General features: G+C 40.1%; 18 protein-coding genes. 13 read left to right on the forward strand and 5 right to left on the reverse strand.

The window, feature by feature from the left end; all coding sequences use genetic code 11:
• Window positions 1-143: 143 nt before the first annotated feature.
• From J0H12_05880 to J0H12_05890, 3 genes are read left to right on the forward strand one after another with little or no spacing between them, the layout of a single operon-like run.
• Window positions 144-284 carry a hypothetical protein gene (locus J0H12_05880; protein ID MBN9413433.1) on the forward strand — a complete coding sequence of 47 codons (141 nt, stop codon included), beginning with the start codon at window positions 144-146 and terminating at the stop codon, window positions 282-284.
• A gap of 20 nt (window positions 285-304) precedes the next feature.
• Entirely contained in the window at window positions 305-469 is a 165-nt protein-coding gene (locus J0H12_05885; GenBank protein ID MBN9413434.1) for a hypothetical protein, read from the forward strand.
• Between the two features lie 10 nt (window positions 470-479).
• Window positions 480-1,001, forward strand: coding sequence for a hypothetical protein (locus J0H12_05890; GenBank protein ID MBN9413435.1), 522 nt, complete (start codon window positions 480-482; stop codon window positions 999-1,001).
• A 110-nt stretch (window positions 1,002-1,111) separates the two neighbouring features.
• Here J0H12_05890 and J0H12_05895 read toward each other — a convergent pair whose 3' ends face one another.
• A complete protein-coding gene (locus J0H12_05895; protein MBN9413436.1) occupies window positions 1,112-2,059 on the reverse strand; it encodes a DMT family transporter in 948 nt (315 codons plus the stop codon).
• Between the two features lie 93 nt (window positions 2,060-2,152).
• Between J0H12_05895 and J0H12_05900 the strand changes: the two genes are divergently transcribed.
• From J0H12_05900 to accC, 10 genes are all read left to right on the forward strand, one after another.
• The gene (locus J0H12_05900) at window positions 2,153-3,016 is read left to right on the forward strand and encodes a hypothetical protein (GenBank protein MBN9413437.1); all 864 of its coding nucleotides are present in this window, start codon (window positions 2,153-2,155) and stop codon (window positions 3,014-3,016) included.
• A gap of 226 nt (window positions 3,017-3,242) precedes the next feature.
• Window positions 3,243-4,793, forward strand: coding sequence for a murein biosynthesis integral membrane protein MurJ (gene murJ, locus J0H12_05905; protein ID MBN9413438.1), 1,551 nt, complete (start codon window positions 3,243-3,245; stop codon window positions 4,791-4,793).
• Between the two features lie 125 nt (window positions 4,794-4,918).
• Entirely contained in the window at window positions 4,919-6,484 is a 1,566-nt protein-coding gene (gene murJ / locus J0H12_05910; protein MBN9413439.1) for a murein biosynthesis integral membrane protein MurJ, read from the forward strand.
• Window positions 6,481-7,476, forward strand: a complete 996-nt coding sequence (gene trpS / locus J0H12_05915; protein MBN9413440.1) for a tryptophan--tRNA ligase — start codon at window positions 6,481-6,483, stop codon at window positions 7,474-7,476. Before murJ (J0H12_05910) ends, trpS begins: the two co-directional genes overlap by 4 nt.
• 92 nt (window positions 7,477-7,568) lie before the next feature.
• On the forward strand, window positions 7,569-7,961 hold the full coding sequence (locus tag J0H12_05920; protein ID MBN9413441.1) for a holo-ACP synthase: 393 nt from the start codon (window positions 7,569-7,571) through the stop codon (window positions 7,959-7,961).
• A 7-nt stretch (window positions 7,962-7,968) separates the two neighbouring features.
• The gene (tsaE, locus tag J0H12_05925; GenBank protein ID MBN9413442.1) at window positions 7,969-8,454 is read left to right on the forward strand and encodes a tRNA (adenosine(37)-N6)-threonylcarbamoyltransferase complex ATPase subunit type 1 TsaE; all 486 of its coding nucleotides are present in this window, start codon (window positions 7,969-7,971) and stop codon (window positions 8,452-8,454) included.
• Window positions 8,429-11,134 (forward strand): double-strand break repair protein AddB, encoded by a 2,706-nt coding sequence (gene addB, locus J0H12_05930; protein MBN9413443.1) that lies wholly within the window; start codon window positions 8,429-8,431, stop codon window positions 11,132-11,134. Before tsaE ends, addB begins: the two co-directional genes overlap by 26 nt.
• Window positions 11,119-14,427 (forward strand): double-strand break repair helicase AddA, encoded by a 3,309-nt coding sequence (gene addA, locus J0H12_05935; GenBank protein ID MBN9413444.1) that lies wholly within the window; start codon window positions 11,119-11,121, stop codon window positions 14,425-14,427. Before addB ends, addA begins: the two co-directional genes overlap by 16 nt.
• A gap of 122 nt (window positions 14,428-14,549) precedes the next feature.
• A complete protein-coding gene (gene accB / locus J0H12_05940; GenBank protein ID MBN9413445.1) occupies window positions 14,550-15,014 on the forward strand; it encodes an acetyl-CoA carboxylase biotin carboxyl carrier protein in 465 nt (154 codons plus the stop codon).
• 4 nt (window positions 15,015-15,018) lie between these two features.
• Window positions 15,019-16,377, forward strand: a complete 1,359-nt coding sequence (gene accC / locus J0H12_05945) for an acetyl-CoA carboxylase biotin carboxylase subunit (protein ID MBN9413446.1) — start codon at window positions 15,019-15,021, stop codon at window positions 16,375-16,377.
• On the opposite strand, the gene J0H12_05950 is transcribed toward accC, so the two are convergent.
• The 4 genes from J0H12_05950 to J0H12_05965 form a co-directional block, all read right to left on the reverse strand.
• The gene (locus J0H12_05950; protein ID MBN9413447.1) at window positions 16,374-17,264 is read right to left on the reverse strand and encodes a polyprenyl synthetase family protein; all 891 of its coding nucleotides are present in this window, start codon (window positions 17,262-17,264) and stop codon (window positions 16,374-16,376) included. The two genes, accC and J0H12_05950, sit on opposite strands and share 4 nt — an antisense overlap.
• A 12-nt stretch (window positions 17,265-17,276) precedes the next feature.
• The gene (gene xseB, locus J0H12_05955; protein ID MBN9413448.1) at window positions 17,277-17,522 is read right to left on the reverse strand and encodes an exodeoxyribonuclease VII small subunit; all 246 of its coding nucleotides are present in this window, start codon (window positions 17,520-17,522) and stop codon (window positions 17,277-17,279) included.
• A gap of 170 nt (window positions 17,523-17,692) precedes the next feature.
• The gene (locus tag J0H12_05960; GenBank protein MBN9413449.1) at window positions 17,693-18,646 is read right to left on the reverse strand and encodes an FAD-binding protein; all 954 of its coding nucleotides are present in this window, start codon (window positions 18,644-18,646) and stop codon (window positions 17,693-17,695) included.
• Window positions 18,647-19,396: an electron transfer flavoprotein subunit beta/FixA family protein gene (locus J0H12_05965; protein ID MBN9413450.1), complete on the reverse strand. Its 750-nt coding sequence runs from the start codon at window positions 19,394-19,396 to the stop codon at window positions 18,647-18,649. It lies immediately after the preceding gene.
• Between the last annotated feature and the right edge of the window lie 3 nt (window positions 19,397-19,399).

Raw genomic sequence — 19,399 nt, forward strand, 5'->3', positions numbered from 1 at the left:
ACCCGAGGGAAACTTTATCGATGACCTCAGAACATCAAAACCAAGAAATAAGAGGTTTTGATGAGACCCTACAACAAAGAAAAAACGTGCCGAAAGGCACACAAAGATTAGAAAACTAAATAAACAAAACAGGGAGAATAAAAATGACTTTTAAACAGATAAAAACGTTCAAAGATAAAGATCAAGAAATGCTGATTGAGTGGTCTTTAAGAAAGAGAAACATGATGCACGGGACCGGAATAAGAGCCTCCCAGATGTCTGAAACTAGAAAAAACAAATCATAAATTAAAAAAGGAGGTATCACATGACACTAGAGACAAAGAATATTCATCAATTAGGACTAGAGGCTGGTTTAACACAAGAACCTTCTTATGAAGACGAGCAGGCCATTATTGATGCACTTGAGGGATATTTACGCCGGACATCTCTGGCCCAAGCTCATCCCTTGCCTCGATGGGTAAGATGGTAAGGAGGTTATCATGGAAACAGATTTAACAATCGAAGGGGGTGGATTTCCACCTTTCTCGGCCCGGGGATGTCATCAACTCTTGATGCCCATTCGAAATGGAGAATATCGGCGTACGATTGAAGGTAAGCTCATCTTTATTGGGAATGAGACTCACTGTAAGTATCGTACCAAGATTCGAGGCAACGATAAAACAACGCCTGCAATTGAAAAATGGTGGCGAGGGGGGCTCGTGCGTGTTGGCTGTATCCAGAGGCTATGTCAAGAGTTTGTCGGAGATGGGAAGCAGAAAAAGATAGAACTTTCTCGTGTCCCGATTCAAGGCTCTGTCATTGTTTTTGATGACACGAGGGAAACGGTAAAAATCCTCAAAGTTGATGAGGCAGAAGTTCTTCTAGAGGAAGCTCCTCTTGAAGGCAAGAGGCTCTTTATCAGCTATCGGCCGTTACTTGATATGATGATGACGCATCATAGGATTGAAACAGATGAATGGGGGCATCAAGTCGGATGGGGAATTGAACTTGAAGAAGTGTAAGAGGCCTTTTTTCGGGGCAATGGCGTGAAGGCAGGACTCCAATAAGAGAGAAATTCCCGAAGAAGAAGTTTTCTGTTCCCGCTTTACCGAGGATAGATGTGTATTCTGATTTAAGCCTTTTTTGCTTGTTGTCGTGTCTCGTAATAAGCAATGGCAAATGTACTAGGTACAATGATGAAGGCACCTAATAGGGTCATTTCTGTTGGGATTTCTTGGAATAAGACATACCCAAAAAAGGTTGCAAAAATGAGCTCTACGTAGCGATAAGGGGCAAGAGCAGAAACATCGGTTGCGGCGAAAGCTTTAAGAAGGAAATAAAGGATTAAATTGCCTCCGGCGCCCAAGAAAAAGAGATAAAAAAGTTCGGTGGTCGTGGGTGTTTCCCAGACCATGACAGCGGGGATGATTCCAAATAAAGATGTTCCTGCTGCAAAATAGAACAACATGGTTAGGGGAGATTCTTGATGAACCATTTTTTTATTTAGGATGTCACTTAGAGCGAACAAGATAGCGGCAACGATCAGAAAAACAGAGCCGTTATCGAGGTGATAAAGAGAATTTAAAAAACTCTCTTCGCCGGCTGTTCCTTTGATGATGACAAGAATTCCCGCAAAGCCTGTAAGAGTTGCAGTTGTTCTTTGCCAGCCGACATTTTCTTTGAGAAGAAGAAATGCCATAGGAAGAACAAAAATGGGAACCGTCAAAGCGATGGTGCTGACCACGGTAAGAGGGGCTTTACTGACGCCTGTACACCAAAAAGCAACAGCACCAAATCCCAGAATGGCGCGTAAAAAATGAAAGCCAGGTTGAGCCGTTCTAAAAGCGTTTTTCCCGCGCGTAATAATGAAAGGAATGAGAGTGAGAAAGGCAAAAAAGAAACGGAAGAAAGAGATTTGCATACTAGGAAGTCGTGTTCCCGCTAGGCGCATGAGGATATCATTAAGGTTACTAATGAGGCAGACCAGCACAATCCAGAAAACACCTTGGAGGTATCCTTTACGTGTAAGCCAGTTCAGTGAAGAATGGGAGGAAGGAAACATTTTATCAGTTGGGTTCATGAGAGGGACTTCATTAGTTAAAAAATATTTTAGTTTTTATATCCTGAAAGAAGAAAGGTTGTCGATAGGTTTGTTAAACAGAAAGAGGTAAGAATGAAATTTTATTTTGTATGGTGTCATGAGAATGACCAATTTGACCCTGTTATTCATGCGCGTCAGGATGAGGCTCTGTTTAGTTTTGAGATTGTCGGACAAGAGGCCAAGTATCCCACGGCATGTGTGCAAATTATTAATCCTAAATGTGGCCTTTTAAGTCCAGATCGGCACCAATGGGCTTTTATTTCAGGCGATCGAGGGTACGGGGTTGAGCTCCTATTTCGAGGAAGAATTTTGTCGATTCCTGAACAAATTGAGGGAGAGACATTAAAAATCCTTTTGATTGCCGAGCCCAGTCATGCGAAAGAAATCTTGCAAGATCTTACTGAGACATTGAAAGAAGCGCCTTTTTGGGATCCCCTTTTTATCCAAGAAGATCATGTAGAGGATCCTGTTGAAAATCTTGAAGCAAGATCTGCCCTTTATTGTTGGTCGCGAACGACTCCAAAGGTAACCTTATCCGATTATTTCTGGGGCCAAGAATCCCTCAAAATAAAAGGAAATTTTTTTCGAGATAGTTTGAAAATTTCCCGGACTGCCACTCCCTTGGCTGCGATTGATGTCACAGTGACGGCAGAGTGGTATCAACGGTATGAAGGTCGTACGGATATTAGTCGCCTCCTGCAGGATAAGTTTCCTGAAGGCCTCATCAATACCTTAACTGGATCGAGCCTTGAAAAGAAGTGGTGGCGTCGTGGGGATAAAATCGGGCGTTCTGGGTATTGGATAGCGCATAGCGATCTTCAAGGGCTTGGAATGATAGAACATGAGATTGAAGTAAAGATTCCGATGGCGTGGTCTGCTCCACAACAGATTGATCTAGCAGCCCCTCCTCTAAAGGGGAGTGGGGGTTTGAGCTGAGGGAGCCATATTCTTGATAATTAAAGACTCGAACCTTAGAGTGTTCAAAGCTTTTTGCAGGTGGAAAATCAAGATGATTCAGAAAAAATTTGTTAAAAGACATCTATAGTCAAGGCTGTCTTTCAAGTTTAAAGCAATATGAAAAATTTTTTATTTCCACAAGAAAGCAAGACTTTATATAACAGAAAGGTCTATAGTGAATTTACAAAGAAACGTTAGGGCATAAATGCATTTACTACGGTCAGTTACAACGATCGCTGGTTTCACGGCCATCAGTCGAATTCTTGGATTTGCTCGGGATATCCTTATTGCCTCATTTTTAGGGGCTGGTCCGATTGCCGATGCCTTTTTTGTTGCCTTTAAATTCCCTAATTTTTTTCGGCGTCTTTTTGCAGAAGGGGCTTTTAATGCCGCTTTCGTTCCTCTTTTTGCACGACTCTATACGAGTGAAGGCTTAGAAAAAGCAACACGATATGCAGAACAAATTATATCTGTTCTTTTTTTGGTGCTTGTGCTTCTGGTTGCTTTTGTAGAAGTGACGATTCCTTGGTTAATCTATATCTTGGCGCCTGGATTTGAGGAAACACCAGAGCGCTTGCAATATGCGATTGATTTTACAAGAATTACGTTCCCTTATATTCTTTTTATCTCCTTAAGTGCTTGCTTGGGAGGGATCTTAAATTCATTGGGTCGTTTCTCTTCGGCAGCTGCTGCCCCAATTCTCCTCAATATCAGCATGATTACAGCCATGCTGGCTTTCAATAAATCTTTCCCAACAATAGGGCATGCTTTGGTCTGGGGTGTGATGGTTGCCGGAATAGGTCAGTATGCTTGGCTTCATTACTCAGCGTATTCTCATGGAGTGCGTTTTAAATGGGTTTGGCCCAAGCTTACATCTGATGTTCAAAACCTTTTAAAGACGATGGTTCCTGGGGCTATAAGTGCCGGAGTTGTTCAAGTCAATTTGTTTGTTGACGTTATGATTGCTTCTTTTCTTCCGACAGGGGCCGTTTCCTTCTTATTTTTTGCGGATCGTCTCAATCAATTACCGTTAAGTTTGATTGGGATTGCGATGAGCACCGCCTTGTTACCTCTGACGGCCAAGCATCTTCAGAGAGGTGAAATAGACGCCGCCGTTTATATGCAAAATAGAGCTTTAGAGTATTCGCTGATTCTCACCTTGCCTGCGGCAACCGCTTTAATTTTATTAGCGCATCCGATTATCTCGGTGCTTTTTGAGCGAAACCATTTTGGAGCCTATGAATCTCTCGAAACCTCAAAGGTTTTAGCGGCTTTTGCCTTAGGGTTACCCGCTTACATTCTGATTAAAATATTATCGACTATTTTTTTCGCCAAGCTTGATACTAAAACGCCGTTAAGGGCAGCTCTTTTCTCTTTAGGAACCAATATTGTTTGTAATCTTATCTTGATAGTACCCTTAAAGCATGTGGGCATTGCTTTATCGACGGCCTTAGCAGCCTGGATCAATGCTGGATATCTTTTGCGGATATTAACAAAGGAGCGCCTCATCAAATTCGATGAACGTTTCAAGGTACGCTTTCCACGGATTATTCTTGCAACATGTTTGATGGGTGTTTTTATTAAAGGGCTTGATTGGGGGTTGAAATCTCATTTTTGTTCTTCCTATAAACTCTGGCATTTACTTATCACTATTTTATTAGGAGGGATGGGATATGGTATTTCGGCCATCGCTTCAAAAGCATTCTATTGGCAAGATATCGGTAAATACTTAACCAGAAAGAAATTACAATTTTAAAAACTTGTACCTTAAGTCGCTTCATGCCTTGTTTTTAAAAGAGGATATTTCCTTCTGATAAATCGTTGGCACGGTTTTTAAAAATTGTGATATGACAACAATAAAAATAAATAGAGGTTAATAGAATGACTCTTGTACGTTCCATTGCAACAATTGGTGGGTATACAATGGGAAGTCGTGTTTTTGGCTTTGTGCGCGAAATTCTCATGGCTCGATTCTTGGGGGCAAGTATTGTTGCAGATGCATTTGTCCTTGCGCTGAAATTTCCTTCAATGTTTCGTAAAATACTTGCAGAAGGAGCTTTTAATGCTGCTTTTGTGCCCATGATTTCAGGCATTTTAGCCACCAAAGGGAAAGACGAAGCGCGTCGTTTTGCTGAAGAAATCCTAATGGTTTTATTAGTTGTTTTATTTATTCTTGTGGCTGTTGTTGAAATCTTTATGCCTGAGATCCTTTCCGTCGTGGCTCATGGATTTTCAAAGACACCGGAGAGATTTCAGCTCGCCGTTCAATTTACCCGTATTACATTTCCTTTTATATTTTTTATGTCTTTAACCGCGCTCTATAGTGGTATTTTAAATTCTCTTGATAAATTTGCGGCTGTTGCTTCTTCCCCAATGGTTGGGAATATTATAATAATAGCGATTGTCTACTTATTGATGGGGTTCGGTTTAGCGACAGATGGTTATGCGTTCTCAGTGGGGGTCCTTGTCTGTGGGATCGTTCAGTTTGTATGGGTCTTAGTTCCCACCTTTAAAAATCATATTGTTTTGCATTTATCTCGTCCTCAATTTACGCCACGGGTTAAGAAATTCTTTAAACTTTTGGGGCCAGCTTTGGCCGGTTCTGGCGTCGTTCAAATTAGCTTACTTTTAGATCTGTTGATTGCAACTTTTTTACCTGCTGGGGGCGTCTCTTTTATTCATTATGCGGATCGACTTGTGCAGCTTCCGATTAGCGTGTTAGGGACAGCTGTAGGAACAGCTCTACTTCCTCTTCTTTCTAAACAAATTCGGGCCGAGGAGTATCAAAAAGCAGAACAAAGCCAGAATTTAGCGTTAGAATATGCTTTACTGCTCACTTTTCCGGCCATGATAGGATTAATTTTGTTAGCAAAACCATTGGTTCATGTGTTGTTTGAGCATGGACATTTTTCTGCTTATGCAACAGAACAAACTTCTTATGTACTTATCGCTTTAGCAATGGGTCTTCCTGCTTATATTCTCATTAAGGTTTTTTCTTCCACCTTTTTTGCGCGTGAGAATACATTAATTCCATTCATTGCGGCAGCTATAGGAATTGTTACAAATCTTGTTCTCGCTCTTTGTTTGGTGCGTTCTTATGGTCATGTGGGGATTGGGATTGCTACAGCTATATCTTCATGGGTTAATGTCGGAATTCTGGTATATAAACTTTGGCAACATAAGCAGTTTCATTTGAACGACCGAATTAAACACTTTATTCCGAGGATGCTTGTTGCGGGTTTTTTCACAAGCCTCGCTATCCTTATATTGAAGTCACTTGTTGGGCCCCTCTTGGAAGGGTCGTATTCTGACAAAATACTTGCTTTGGTTTATTTGGTTGGCGGTGGAATCATTAGTTTTATGAGTATTGCTCAATTAGCTGGGGCCTTAAATTTTATTGAGGCAAAGAAAAAATTTAAGAAGATTAAATTTGGAGAAGAGTCATGAGGCGCATTTTTTCAGGCATTCAACCCTCAGGAAATTTAACCTTAGGGAATTATTTGGGTGCCATTAAAAATTGGATACCTCTTCAATCAGAAGGAGAGGCTCTTTTTTGTATTGTTGATCTTCACGCAATTACAGTTCCCCAAGATCCTCTTATGTTGAAATCACGCACACTTGAGGTAGCCGCGACTTATCTTGCCTCAGGAATTGATCCTCGCAAATCTCTTGTCTTTGTGCAAAGTCATGTTTCCCAGCATGCTGAACTTGCATGGATTTTAAGTTGTTTGACGCCTCTTGGGTGGCTCAATCGTATGACTCAATTTAAAGATAAGGCTGGCAAACAGCGTGAGCAAGCAGCCTTGGGGCTTTATTCTTATCCCGTTTTACAAGCGGCAGATATTCTCGTCTATCAAACAACTCATGTCCCGGTTGGCGAAGATCAAAAACAGCATCTTGAGCTTGCAAGAGATATCGCTGGCGCTTTTAATCGAGCTTATAATTGTGATTTTTTCATTTTACCAGAGCCTCAAATTTTAGGTGTTGCGCCTCGCGTCATGAGCTTGCGCGATGGAACTAAGAAGATGAGTAAGTCTGATCCTTCAGATCTTTCTCGGATTAATATGATGGATAGCGATGATGAGATAAATCAAAAGATCCGTAAAGCTAAAACAGATCCAGAACCGTTACCTGAGAGTTTAGAAGAATTGTCCGGGCGTCCGGAAGCCCAAAATTTAGTGACAATTTATGCAGCTCTGGCCGGATGTTCTGTTGAGAAGATTTTACAAGAATTTAAAGGTTCTTTATTTTCTATCTTTAAACCTAAACTTGCAGCACTTGCGATATCTACCTTAGGGCCCATTCGTCAAGAGACAAATAAATGGTTACAAGATAAGAGTGAGTTAGAAGCCATCCTCAAAGTGGGACAAGAGAAAGCAACCACCAAAGCGCGTGCAACTCTTAAAGAGGTTCATCGTCTTATCGGTTTTTTACCCTAAATATTTGTCGAGCGATTTCGAGTGTTGATAGTGACCATAGAGTCATTCTATGATAGCTATAGAGAAATTATTTTGGAATTGTAAGGCTTAAATTGATTATTGGTATTGGGACTGATCTTGTAGAAATCAAGCGTATAGAGGACTTATTGAATCGTCATAAGGATCGGTTTATGAAACGTGTCTTTACGCCTATTGAAATCACAACTGCTTTGGCTTTATCTCGTCCTGCTGCCTCATTTGCAAAACGTTTTGCGGCGAAAGAGGCATTTGTAAAAGCGCTAGGAACAGGTTTTTCTCAAGGGATTTTGTTAACTGAAGTAGAAGTTTACAACGAAGCAACAGGGCAGCCCCAGCTTCGTGTTTATGGTATGGCACAACGAATTTTACAGCAACGCTTAGAAGGGTATCAAAAAGAAATTTTACATCTGAGTTTATCTGATACTCAAACTCAAGCTTTAGCATTTGTTGTGATTGAAGGGCAGTAAAGTAGTCATGAAAACTTTCTTTTTATCCACGCTTCAGGAAACGCAACAAATAGCTCAACAACTTGCTCAATGTTCAGCGCCAAAAGATGTGATTATGTTGCAAGGAGATTTAGGGGCAGGGAAAACAGAATTTGCTCGAGCGTTCATTCGAGAATTGACCCACCCTGAGATGACAGTACCAAGCCCTACTTTTACGTTGGTAGAAATTTATGAGAGGACTCCTGGAGATATTTGGCACTTTGATCTTTATCGGCTTAAATCATCTACAGAAATTTGGGATTTGGGGATAGAGGAAGCGTTTGCGCGCGGAATTATCCTTTTGGAATGGCCAGAGAGATTAGGAAAAGAGTTTATTTTTAAGAATTATCTTGAAGTTTCATTGAAGCTGCAAGGTGATAATCAAACGCGTGAAATAGGCCTTATACCCCATGGGAATTGGGTCAGTCGTTTAGAGAAAATTCACTTAGATGCTTTCGTTTCAGACGTTATCTAAGTCCTCTGCTAATCCTTTAAAGCAACTTGCATGGCAGCTCTATCATTCGTGTCAAGAGGAGCCTTTGGAGGTATCTAAAGCCCTCGTTTTTCTGCCTTCCCGACGTGCAAAACGACAGTTTATTGAAGAATTGCAAAACCTTTTTCCCGGCAACACATTTATTTTGCCGCAGGTAACTACTTTGAGAGATTGGGCGACTCAGGCCGATAATTTTTTAGGTAAATTGCTTCCACCAGTCTCTTTTTTTGAACGTGAATTGCATTTTATTAATTTTTTAAAGCCATATGTACGTGAAGAATCACAAGCGAACCAATTTGCAGAATCTCTGTCATCCCTCCATGATGAATTTATTTTTGCTGAAATACCTTTCGAGAGAGCCCGAAAATTAACGCCTGAAGCTTTTGCGGCTCATTGGCAAGAGAACTTAAAATATTTGGAAATCATTCAAGAGAGATGGCCTCGTTTTTTAAGGCAAATAAAACGCAGCGATCCGTGTATACATTTTGTGCAATTTCTTAATTTACAGATTGAGGCATGGAAGCAAAATCCTCTGCAGATTCCGGTCATTGCAGCGGGTTTTGAGGAAGATATTCCGGTTGTGCAAAGATTTATAGCGGCGATAGAGCAACTTCCCAAAGGAAAAGTATATCGAGAAAATTGCTGGAATAGTTTGGAAGAAAAGACACTCATAAATTTATTTTCTGCTGAAACATCCTTTTCTCAAGATGAAAAACAAGGAGCAGCGACGCGCACAGAGACACTGACTCAAAAATTCCATTTAAGAGAATTTTCATCTCTTGAAGAAGAAGCCAGAGTTATTGCTCTCTTAATGAGAGAGCAACTTGAGGAATCGGATAAAACAATAGCCTTAATTACGCCTTTGCGTGCTTTGGCAGAACGCGTTATATCGGAACTTGCGCGGTGGAATTTAAATATTGATGATTCTTATGGGAAGAATTTATCAGAGATTCCTTTAGGTCTTTTTTTTAGGCATTCCCTTAATTGTGTTTTGAAAGATTTCGAAAGTATTTCCTTTTTGAGCTTACTTAAGCACCCTTATATGGCTCAAATCCATAAAACTCACATAGAGAAACTTGAAATCCAGCATTTGCGGGGTCGGTTATTTTCCGGCAATATATTTTCTCTTCTAAAAGAAATTCCGAAAGGAACAGAGCTCTATAATTTTTTACTTTCTCTTCAAGAAGGAGCTTCTTCTTTAAAATATTTGCTTTCACAGCAAACAATTCGGTTAAAGGATTTAGTAGAGGCACATGTGCAATTTATTAAATTTTTATCATCAGATACGGTTGAAGATTATAGAGGCTACAAGGAATTTACGTCACAATTAAAAGGACTGGATCGAGCTTTAAGCCATCTTAAAATAAAGGGAACAGATTATCCGCTTGTTTTGGAAAAACTTCTAAATCAAGTAACGCTTCGGCCCTCTTATGGTGTTCATCCAAGACTCCATATCTGGGGGCCTCTAGAGGCTCAATTACAAACAGTTGATTATCTAATTATTGGCGGGATGAACGAGAAAAATTGGCCAGGGAACTCTCAACAAAGTCCTTGGTTGAATGAAGGTATGCGAACTATTCTAGGGCTCCCAACGAGAGCTAAGTGGTATGAGCTTAAAAAGAATTTATGGGTTAATCTTTTAAGAGCGCCTGAAGTTATTTTGACGCGGGCTTTGCGTGAAGAAGGGCAGATTGAGCCTGCATCGAGATGGTGGTTAGAATTGTTGGCAAAACTTAAAGCCAAAGGGCAATACGAAACTCACTACTTAAGTTCTGTTTATCAGCAATGGGCAAAAATTTTAGATCATCCTTTAGAGCAAAAAATCCTTTTTCGTCCTGCGCCTTGTCCTCCTCTTGAGGCGCGGCCTCGTACGTTGAGTGTGACTCAAATTGAGACATGGATTCGGGATCCTTATTCTATTTATGCGCGAGAAATCTTAAAGTTGAAACCTCTGGACCCTTTGGAGCCAGGGCTCAGTCCAGCCTTGTTTGGGGTGATGATTCATCAAATTCTCGAAACATTTTTTAAACAAGGAAATGCAGTACAAGATGAACAAGCTCATGAAATTCTTTCTAATTTAGGAAAGAATACTTTTAATGACGCTTTAAGTCATCCTGTTGTTGCGTCATTTTGGTGGACGCGATTTAATCGACTTATCACCTGGTTTTTAGGGGTTGAAAGAACATTAATCCCAACCACAAGATTTGTCGAAGCCCGAGGTGAAATCTTCCTTGAAGGTCCTTTTGGGCTTTTCAAACTTAAAGCAACAGCGGATAGAATTGACCTTAATGAAGATGGAACAGCTTGCCTTATTGATTATAAAACGGGAAGGCTTCCAACCCGAAAAGAAATCGACCAGGGAATAAAACCACAGCTTCCTCTTGAGGCGGCTATTTTACAAAGAGGAGGATTTCAAGGAATAGATTCTCATCGTTCAATTGTAATGCGGTATATGCATTTATCAGGAGGGCAACCAGCAGGCATGCTTTTGGATATGGCCGAAGGTGATCTTGTTGAAAAAGCGTTAAAATCTCTTCAAGAGATGATTAATGAATATGATGATCCCAAAAAACCTTATGCTTCCTGTCCGATTCTTGAGATTGCGCCGTCTTTTTCACCTTATCATCATTTATCGAGAATTCAAGAATGGCAGGGTTTGTAATGCAGCTTTCTAATTCAAGGCATTTAGCTCTTAATCCAGACTTTAATGTATGGGTGTCTGCTTCAGCAGGAACAGGGAAAACTAAAATCCTTACAGATAGACTTCTTATGTTGTTATTGACAGGCGCTGAACCTCAAAAAATTCTGTGCCTTACTTTCACAAAAGCAGCTGCCGCAGAAATGAAAGAGAGGCTCCTCAATCATACCTTAGAGTGGGCAACGTGTTCAGATGGAAAATTAAAAGAGAGTCTAGAGCAATTTTTAGAAAGACTTCCTTCTCAAGAAGAACAAGCCAAAGCACGTTCTCTTTTTATAGATCTTATACATGTGGTCCCTAGCATACGAATTACGACAATTCATAGTTTTTGTCAGTCTTTACTTGTGCAGTTTCCTGTGGAAGCGGGAATTGTGCCGAATTTTAAAATTCTAGCGGAGCATGAAAGCCAAGCACTTTTAACCCAGGCTGTTGAAGAGATTTTGACATTTTCTACCACTTCTTCAATACTGAAGCAGTCAATAACACTCTTAACAGAACGTTTACATGTATCAACTTTTCAAGAAATTATAGAGAACCTTATTGAAAGACCTGAACGTCTTCAAAGAGTCTTAGGTAAAGGTCTTGAAATAGCCCGTCATAATCTGGAGGAGCTTTTTGGATGCTGTGAGACAGATACGGCTGAAGACTATCTTCTTCAGTTTCAAGAGGCTCACAAAGAGCATTTAGATGAGCTTAAAAATGTGAGTTCTTGCTTAATAAAAGGCGGGAAAACAGATGTCGCGCGCGGTGAAGCTATTCAAGCTTTCCTTGCTTTACAAGATTCTTTTACGCAGAAAGATTTTGATTCTTATGCGAGTCATTTTCTAACAGTAGAAGGAGAAATTCGTAAAAAATTAGCTTCGACGGCGATTTGTCAGGATTTTCCTTATGTTTTAGATGTGTTGATTAAAGAAGCTCAGGCGCTTCAGGATGTTTTTCAAAAACAAAAAAGCCTCTTTAGTATGAAAATGACAGAAGCTTTATATGTTTTGGGCGCCGTTATCTTAGAAAATTATGAGCGCCTAAAAAATATAAAACACTCTCTCGATTACAACGATCTTATTCAAAAGGCTAAGTTACTTTTAACCGATGTGGATCTCTCCGCTTGGGTTTTATATAAGCTTGATGGAGGGATTGATCATCTCTTAATTGATGAAGCTCAAGATACCAATGAAGCGCAGTGGGCTATTATCCAAGCATTAATTGAAGAGTTTTATGCGGGTATGAGTGCACGGTCAACAAGTCGCACCCTATTTGCCGTGGGTGATCCAAAACAGTCAATCTATAGTTTTCAAGGAACGTCTCCTGCAATTTTTGAGAAAAAGAGCACTCTATATCAGCGCACAATTAAAGCCGCTCAGAAGAATTTTCATGCACTTTCATTGGAAAAATCCTATCGATCAACCTCAGTTATTTTAGAAGCTGTGAATGCCCTTTGTTCTCATAAAGAAGTTAAATCTGCTATCACAACAGGGGGCGAAGAAGTAAGGCATATTAGTCATCATGAGCACAAGGGTGGGGTTGTTGAACTATGGCCCTTACTTGAATCAGAAGATAAAGAAACAACGAATCGAGACCATCTGAGTGAATGTCTTGCTCAAAAAATTAAAAAATGGCTGGATCAAAAAATTTACTTAGAAGTTCAAGGGCGTTTTATAGAACCTTCGGATATTTTGATTTTGCTTCGAGAGAGAAGCTCTTTGATGTCTTCTTTAATTTCTGCCTTAAAAGCACAGGGAATCCCGGTGACAGGACCAGATCGGCTCTCTCTTTTAAATGAGATTTCCATTCAAGATTTAATCGCCTTAGGGGAATTTTTATTGTTACCCTCCGATGATTTAACTCTTGCCTGTGTTCTTAAGAGCCCGCTTGTAGGGCTTAATGATGAAGATCTTTTTCGGCTTGCATATAATCGACAAGGAGAATCCTTGTGGAGACGACTTCAAAAAGACGTAGCTTATCAAAAACATTATATTTTTCTTTCAGAGCTTCGAAATAAGGTTGATTATGTGGGGCCTTTTGCCTTGTATTCTGACCTTTTAAACCGTTTGGAAGGACGTAAAAATTTTCATGCTCGCTTAGGAGAAGAGTGTTTAGATGCGATCGAAGAATTCCTAACTCTTTGTCTAGATTATGAAAGAAAACACTGTTCTTCTCTACAAGACTTTCTCATATGGGTAAAATCAACTGACATTGAAGTGAAAAGAGATTTTTCAAAAGCAAATGGTGGAGTTCGAATAATGACGGTTCATGGGGCAAAAGGATTACAAGCCCCCGTTGTGATTCTAGCTGACACCACGACAAAGCCTGTTTGGCGCGATAAATTTTTATGGCAAGAGAAACCAAATCCACTTTTGTTGTGGGCATCTTCTCATGATGAGCTGCCAAATCCCCTGAAAAAAATCAAAGAATCATTGCAAGCAGAACAGCAAGCTGAATATTGGCGTCTTCTTTATGTGGCTATGACTCGAGCTGAGGAACATCTCTATATTATTGGTGTTAAGTCTAGAACAACAGCCGCAGAGTCTTGGTATGAAGTTCTTTCGCAAGCTTTAGAGCCGATTTCTCAAAAAATAGAATTTGATGATGGGTCTGTCAAAGGGACAGGATTACGGATTTATAAAGAATCTCAAGTAAAGCATATCTCCGATCTAATGAAAGCTTCATCTAACAAGTCGTCCTTTTCTTTGCCGAAATATTTACAGAATCCTTTTCCCCAAGAAGAGAAAACGGAAGGATTGATTTCTTCTATGATTGAAGAAAGTGTTCTTAACCAAGGTGAAGGAGGTCAATATTTTCAGGAACAAATTCTTCGTAAATTGTTTAAAAATTTACTTCTCTGTTCGCCAGAATCTTATGAAAAAGAAGCAGAAAAGATTTTTAGGTTATATTTTTCTTCAATTTCTAGGGAATTATGTGAAAAATGCTATCATATTGTGATCAATATTTTAAATCATCCGAATTTAAGTTTTTTATTTGCGGAGGCGATATATCCAGAAGTTCCTTTTGCAGGGCATTATAAGGGGAGACAAGTCACCGGACAAATCGATCTCGTCGTTGTTCGGGATCAAGTTGTTTATATAGTGACTTATAAAACGGATCCTACTGAATTTTTAACGGAAATTTCGCTTGAAGAGAGAGAAAAAATAGAGATTTATAAAGAAGTTATTCAGAATATTTATCCGAATAAAGAGATCAAATCTTACCTTTTATGGACTGAGACATGCCAGTTAAAGGAAATTGAATTTAGAAATTAAAATTATTATTTTACAATAAGTTAAATTTATAATTAAGTTGTCCTGTTGATACTATTTGGCTTTTTACTTTTGTCCATGGTATAACCCCATCAAGTTAATAACTTTGTATACGAGAGAACCGCATGGCAAACCCTTTATCTTTTGATGAAAAAATTGTTCGTAAACTTGCAGAAATCCTTAATGAAACAGGCCTATCAGAAATTGAAATAGAGCAAGAAAATAGCCGTTTAAGGATTGCGCGCAATTTAACGGCAGTTGCGACAGTTGAAACTCCTACAATCATTCCTACTCTATCTAGGGCTGCGCCTGCTCTCGCGCCCCAAGAAGCTGCTCCAGTTGATATAAGTCGTCATCCTGGTGCTGTAAAAGCGCCGATGGTAGGAACAGCTTATGCGGCTTCCACGCCAGGGGCAGAGCCTTTTATCAAAGTAGGAACAAAAGTCACTCAAGGCCAGACACTTCTTATTATTGAAGCCATGAAGGTTATGAATCAGATTCGTGCTCCTAAAGAAGGAACAGTAAGTCAAATTTTGTTTGGCGATGGCGATCCTATTGAATTTGATCAACCATTATTAATCATTGAGTAAAAAAATGTTTAAGAAAATTCTAATTGCAAACCGCGGTGAAATTGCTCTTCGCGTGCTAAGAGCTTGTCGCGAGATGGGCATTGGCACGGTTGCTATTCACTCAACGGCGGATGCAAATTCAATGCATGTCCGTCTAGCAGATGAAAGCCTTTGTGTTGGCCCAGCTCCGGCTAAAGGAAGCTACCTCAATATGCCAGCCATTATTTCAGCGGCCACAATTTCTGGGGCTGATGCGATTCATCCAGGTGTTGGTTTTCTGTCTGAAAATTATGAATTTGCTCAAATGGTTGAAGAACATGGATTCACTTTCATTGGTCCCAGTGCAGAGCATACACGTATCATGGGAGACAAGATCACGGCAAAAAACGCGGTGAAAGCTTTAGGAATTCCTGTTGTGCCAGGTTCAGATGGGCCGATTTCGTCAGATGAAGAAGGGCTCGCTTTTGCACAAAAAATTGGACTTCCTGTGCTTATCAAAGCAGCAGGTGGCGGGGGTGGTAAAGGGATGCAAGTTGTCCGTCGCTTCGAGGATATTTCAGAAGCTCTTTCGATTGCTCGCAGTGAAGCCAAAGCCAATTTTGGCAACGAACAAGTTTTCATGGAAAAGTATCTTGAGACGCCACGCCATATTGAAATTCAAGTCCTAGCTGATAATTATGGCAATGCGGTCCACTTGGGAGAACGAGACTGTTCTATCCAAAGACGACATCAAAAAGTATGGGAAGAAGCTAATTCTCCTGCAATTAGCCCACAACAACGCCATGAACTTGGGACTCTTGTTGCTAAAGCAGTGAGTGCTATGGGATATCGAGGTGTTGGAACATTTGAATTTCTATATGAAAACGGACAATTTTATTTCATTGAAACGAATACGCGTCTTCAAGTTGAGCATCCTATCACCGAAATGATTACAGGTGTTGATTTAGTCTGTGAACAAATTAAAGTTGCGGCAGGCGAAAAGCTCACCTTAACTCAAGAAGATATCCGCTTCAAAGGGCATGCGATTGAATGTCGGATCAATGCGGAAGATCCAGAAACGTTTATTCCAAGTCCAGGAAAAATTACAAACTATCATGCTCCTGGTGGGTTGCATGTGCGCGTTGATAGCCATCTTTATAATGGATATACGGTTCCTCCTCATTATGATAGCTTAGTCTCAAAACTCATTGTGTATGGTGAGAATCGTCAAGCTTGTTTAATGCGCTTAAGACGTGCGCTTCAAGAGTATGTTATTGGGGGGATTCAAACTAATTTAGCTTTGCACCAAAAATTAGTGAATCATCCAGATGTCATTGCAGGTAATTATGATATTCACTGGTTGGAAGGTATGCTTGCTGAGCAACAAGGGATAAAGGGAGCTTAGAGACTACGGGTTAAAAGAGACAAAGCAGCTTTTTCGAGTTTAGAAGAAGAAAGGCCGATTTCTTGAAGAGCCAGTAAAGCCTTTTCAACTTCTTCTTTTGCGCGAATACGTGCCTCTTCAATTCCGAGAAGTTTTACAAAGGTTGCTTTGTTCGCTTGCTTATCAAGACCAACTGTTTTTCCAGTTTTTTCTGGTGAACTTTCATAATCAAGCAGATCATCTGTAATCTGAAAAGCAAGACCTAAGTGAGTACTAAAGCGACGAACTTCATTTATGAGATGAGCGTCTTTATTACCTAAGATTGCTGCTGCTTCACAAGAAAAAATGAGAAGAGCACCTGTTTTTAAGGTTTGCATTTGTTGAATTTCATCTAAACTAAATAGTCTCGTTTCTCCTAAGAGATCCAACATTTGCCCTCCCATCATTCCTTGAGAGCCACACGCTTTTGCAAGCGCCATAATTAGGTGGAGACGTATGGTTGGGTCTGAATGGGTGTCTTCCATGCTTAAAAGTTGAAACGCTGCTGTAAGAAGAGAATTTCCAGCAAGAAGGGCCGTGGCTTCATCAAACTTAAGATGAGTGGTTGGTTGTCCGCGTCTTAAAGCTGCATCATCCATACAAGGAAGATCGTCATGAACAAGAGAGTAGGCATTCACAAATTCAATCGCTGTCGCAACTTGAAGAAGTTGAGTCTCAGGAACTTCAAAAGCTTGGCCAAATTCGAGCAATAAAAAGCTTCGAAAGCGTTTTCCAGGAGAGAGGGCGCTATATTCCATCGCCTCATAAAGGCGATGAGGGGTATTTTTGCAAAAGATAGCAATAGTTTTTTTTAGGTGGTCATCTATTTTAAAGCGTATTTCTTGAAGCAGAAAGGTTAATTCTTCCACTTAAAACCTCACTTATATTTCATCCTCCAGGGGGGAGCGTTCCAAAGAAAGGGTCCCTTCAGGAGAGACAACAATTTGATCAACTTTTAATTTAGCGTCTTTCAAAAGATTCTCACAATGTGTGCGCAAAATCGCACCCCTTTCATAATTTTTGATTGCTTCATCAAGAGGAAGACGTCCTTCTTCAAGCTTTCGGACGATCGCCTCAAGCTCACGCATGGCTTCCTCAAAAGGAAGATTAGAAAGTTCAATTGTCATGCTTAAAACCTAAAATAATTTACTAAATCTTAACTTAAAAACTGAGAACAGTCATCTAGTGTTTTAAGAGAATATAAAATTTCTATCATAATTGAGCTTTTGAGGAACCTGCCTTAATTAGATTCTTTTGGAGAAATCTAAAGGCACATTGATAACAATTAATCAAAAAATTATTGAGAGGATTGTTCTGTTTCTAATATTTTAATTAATTGAGGAACAAGTTCAAAGATATCACCTACAAGGCCATAATCGGCGATTTGAAAAATGGGGGCTTCTTCATCTTTGTTGATTGCCACAATGATTTTACTATCTTTCATGCCAGCTAAATGTTGGATGGCCCCAGAGATTCCGAGAGCGATATAGAGATCTGGGGCAACAATTTTACCTGTTTGACCCACTTGATAATCATTGGGGGCGAAACCCGCATCTACAGCAGCTCGAGAGGCGCCGATAGCGGCGTTCAATTTGTCAGCGAGTTGCTCTACAAGCGCAAAATTCTCTTTACTTCCTAAAGCTCTACCTCCTGATACAACAACTCTTGCAGCTGTTAATTCTGGACGCTCTGAAGGCACTTCAAGACGTTCAATAAAACAAGAAAGTGTAGTCGTTGTAAATGACGGAGAAATATTCTCGATCTTGGCTATTTTTGTTCCTTTTTGAGCAGGAGGAAAAGCTGTTGTCCTGATAGTTATCGCCTTGATGGGATCATTTGATTTTACCGTTGCTAACGCATTACCCGCGTAAATAGGGCGAATAAAAGTATCTGAATTTTCGATCGCAATAATATCAGAAAGTTGAGCGACATCTAAGAGAGCTGCGGCGCGAGGTAGGCAATTTTTTCCAAAGACTGAAGCTGGGGCAAGAATGTGCGTATAATTTTTTCCAAGCATTGCAATAAGGTCAGCAAGAGGTTCTGCAAGGTTTTGGTTAAGCAGCGGATGATCTGCATAGAGAATACGTTCGAGCCCTTCAATAGAAGAGGTTTCTTTTACAATTGAGTCAATCTTAGAACCTGCCACGAGAAGGTCAATAGTTGGTGAAATTTTTTGAGCTGCTGTAATCGTGTTCAGGGTGGAAGATTTTAAAACCCGAGTATCATGCTCAGCAATAACGAGAACACTCATTTAAATCACCTTTGCTTCTTTTATAAGGCGTTCAACTAAGTCTTGAACATCTTTAACTTTAATCCCGGCTTTACGTTTTGATGGTTCAGTCACTTTAAGGATTAGATGACGCGGTGTTGAATCAATTCCTAAATCAGTGATTTTAATTGTCTCTAAAGGTTTTTGTTTTGCCTTCATAATATTAGGAAGTTTAGGATAACGAGGCGTATTCAAGCGAAGATCAGTCGTTATCACGGCAGGGAGTGTAAGTTGAAGTTTTTCTAATCCTCCATCAACTTCTCGGGTCACAAGAGCATGCCCATCTTCAATCTGTAGGTCCGAAATAAAGGTTCCTTGCGGCCATCCTAAAAGACCCGCAAGCATTTGTCCTGTTTGGTTACAATCATCATCAATTGATTGCTTACCTAAGATAATAAGGTCAGGTTTTTCACGATCAGCAAGAGATTTTAAAACTTTGGCAACAGCTAAAGGCTCAAGAGTGTGCTCTGTTTCAACGAGGATGCTGCGATCAGCTCCTAAGGCCATCGCTGAGCGTAAAACATCCTGACAAATAGAAGCGCCTATGGAAATTGCAACAAGCTCTGAGGCAACTCCAGATTCACGAAGCCTTACGCCTTCTTCGACGGCAATTTCATCGAAAGGGTTCATGCTCATTTTTATATTGTTGAGTTCTACACCTGTTTGATCAGATTTTACACGAATCTTAACATTGTAATCGACCACCCGTTTAACAGCGACAAGAATTTTCATTAT

It is taken from the genome of Candidatus Paracaedimonas acanthamoebae (genome assembly GCA_017307065.1).
GTDB classification, from domain to species: Bacteria; Pseudomonadota; Alphaproteobacteria; order Caedimonadales; family Caedimonadaceae; genus Paracaedimonas; species Paracaedimonas acanthamoebae_A.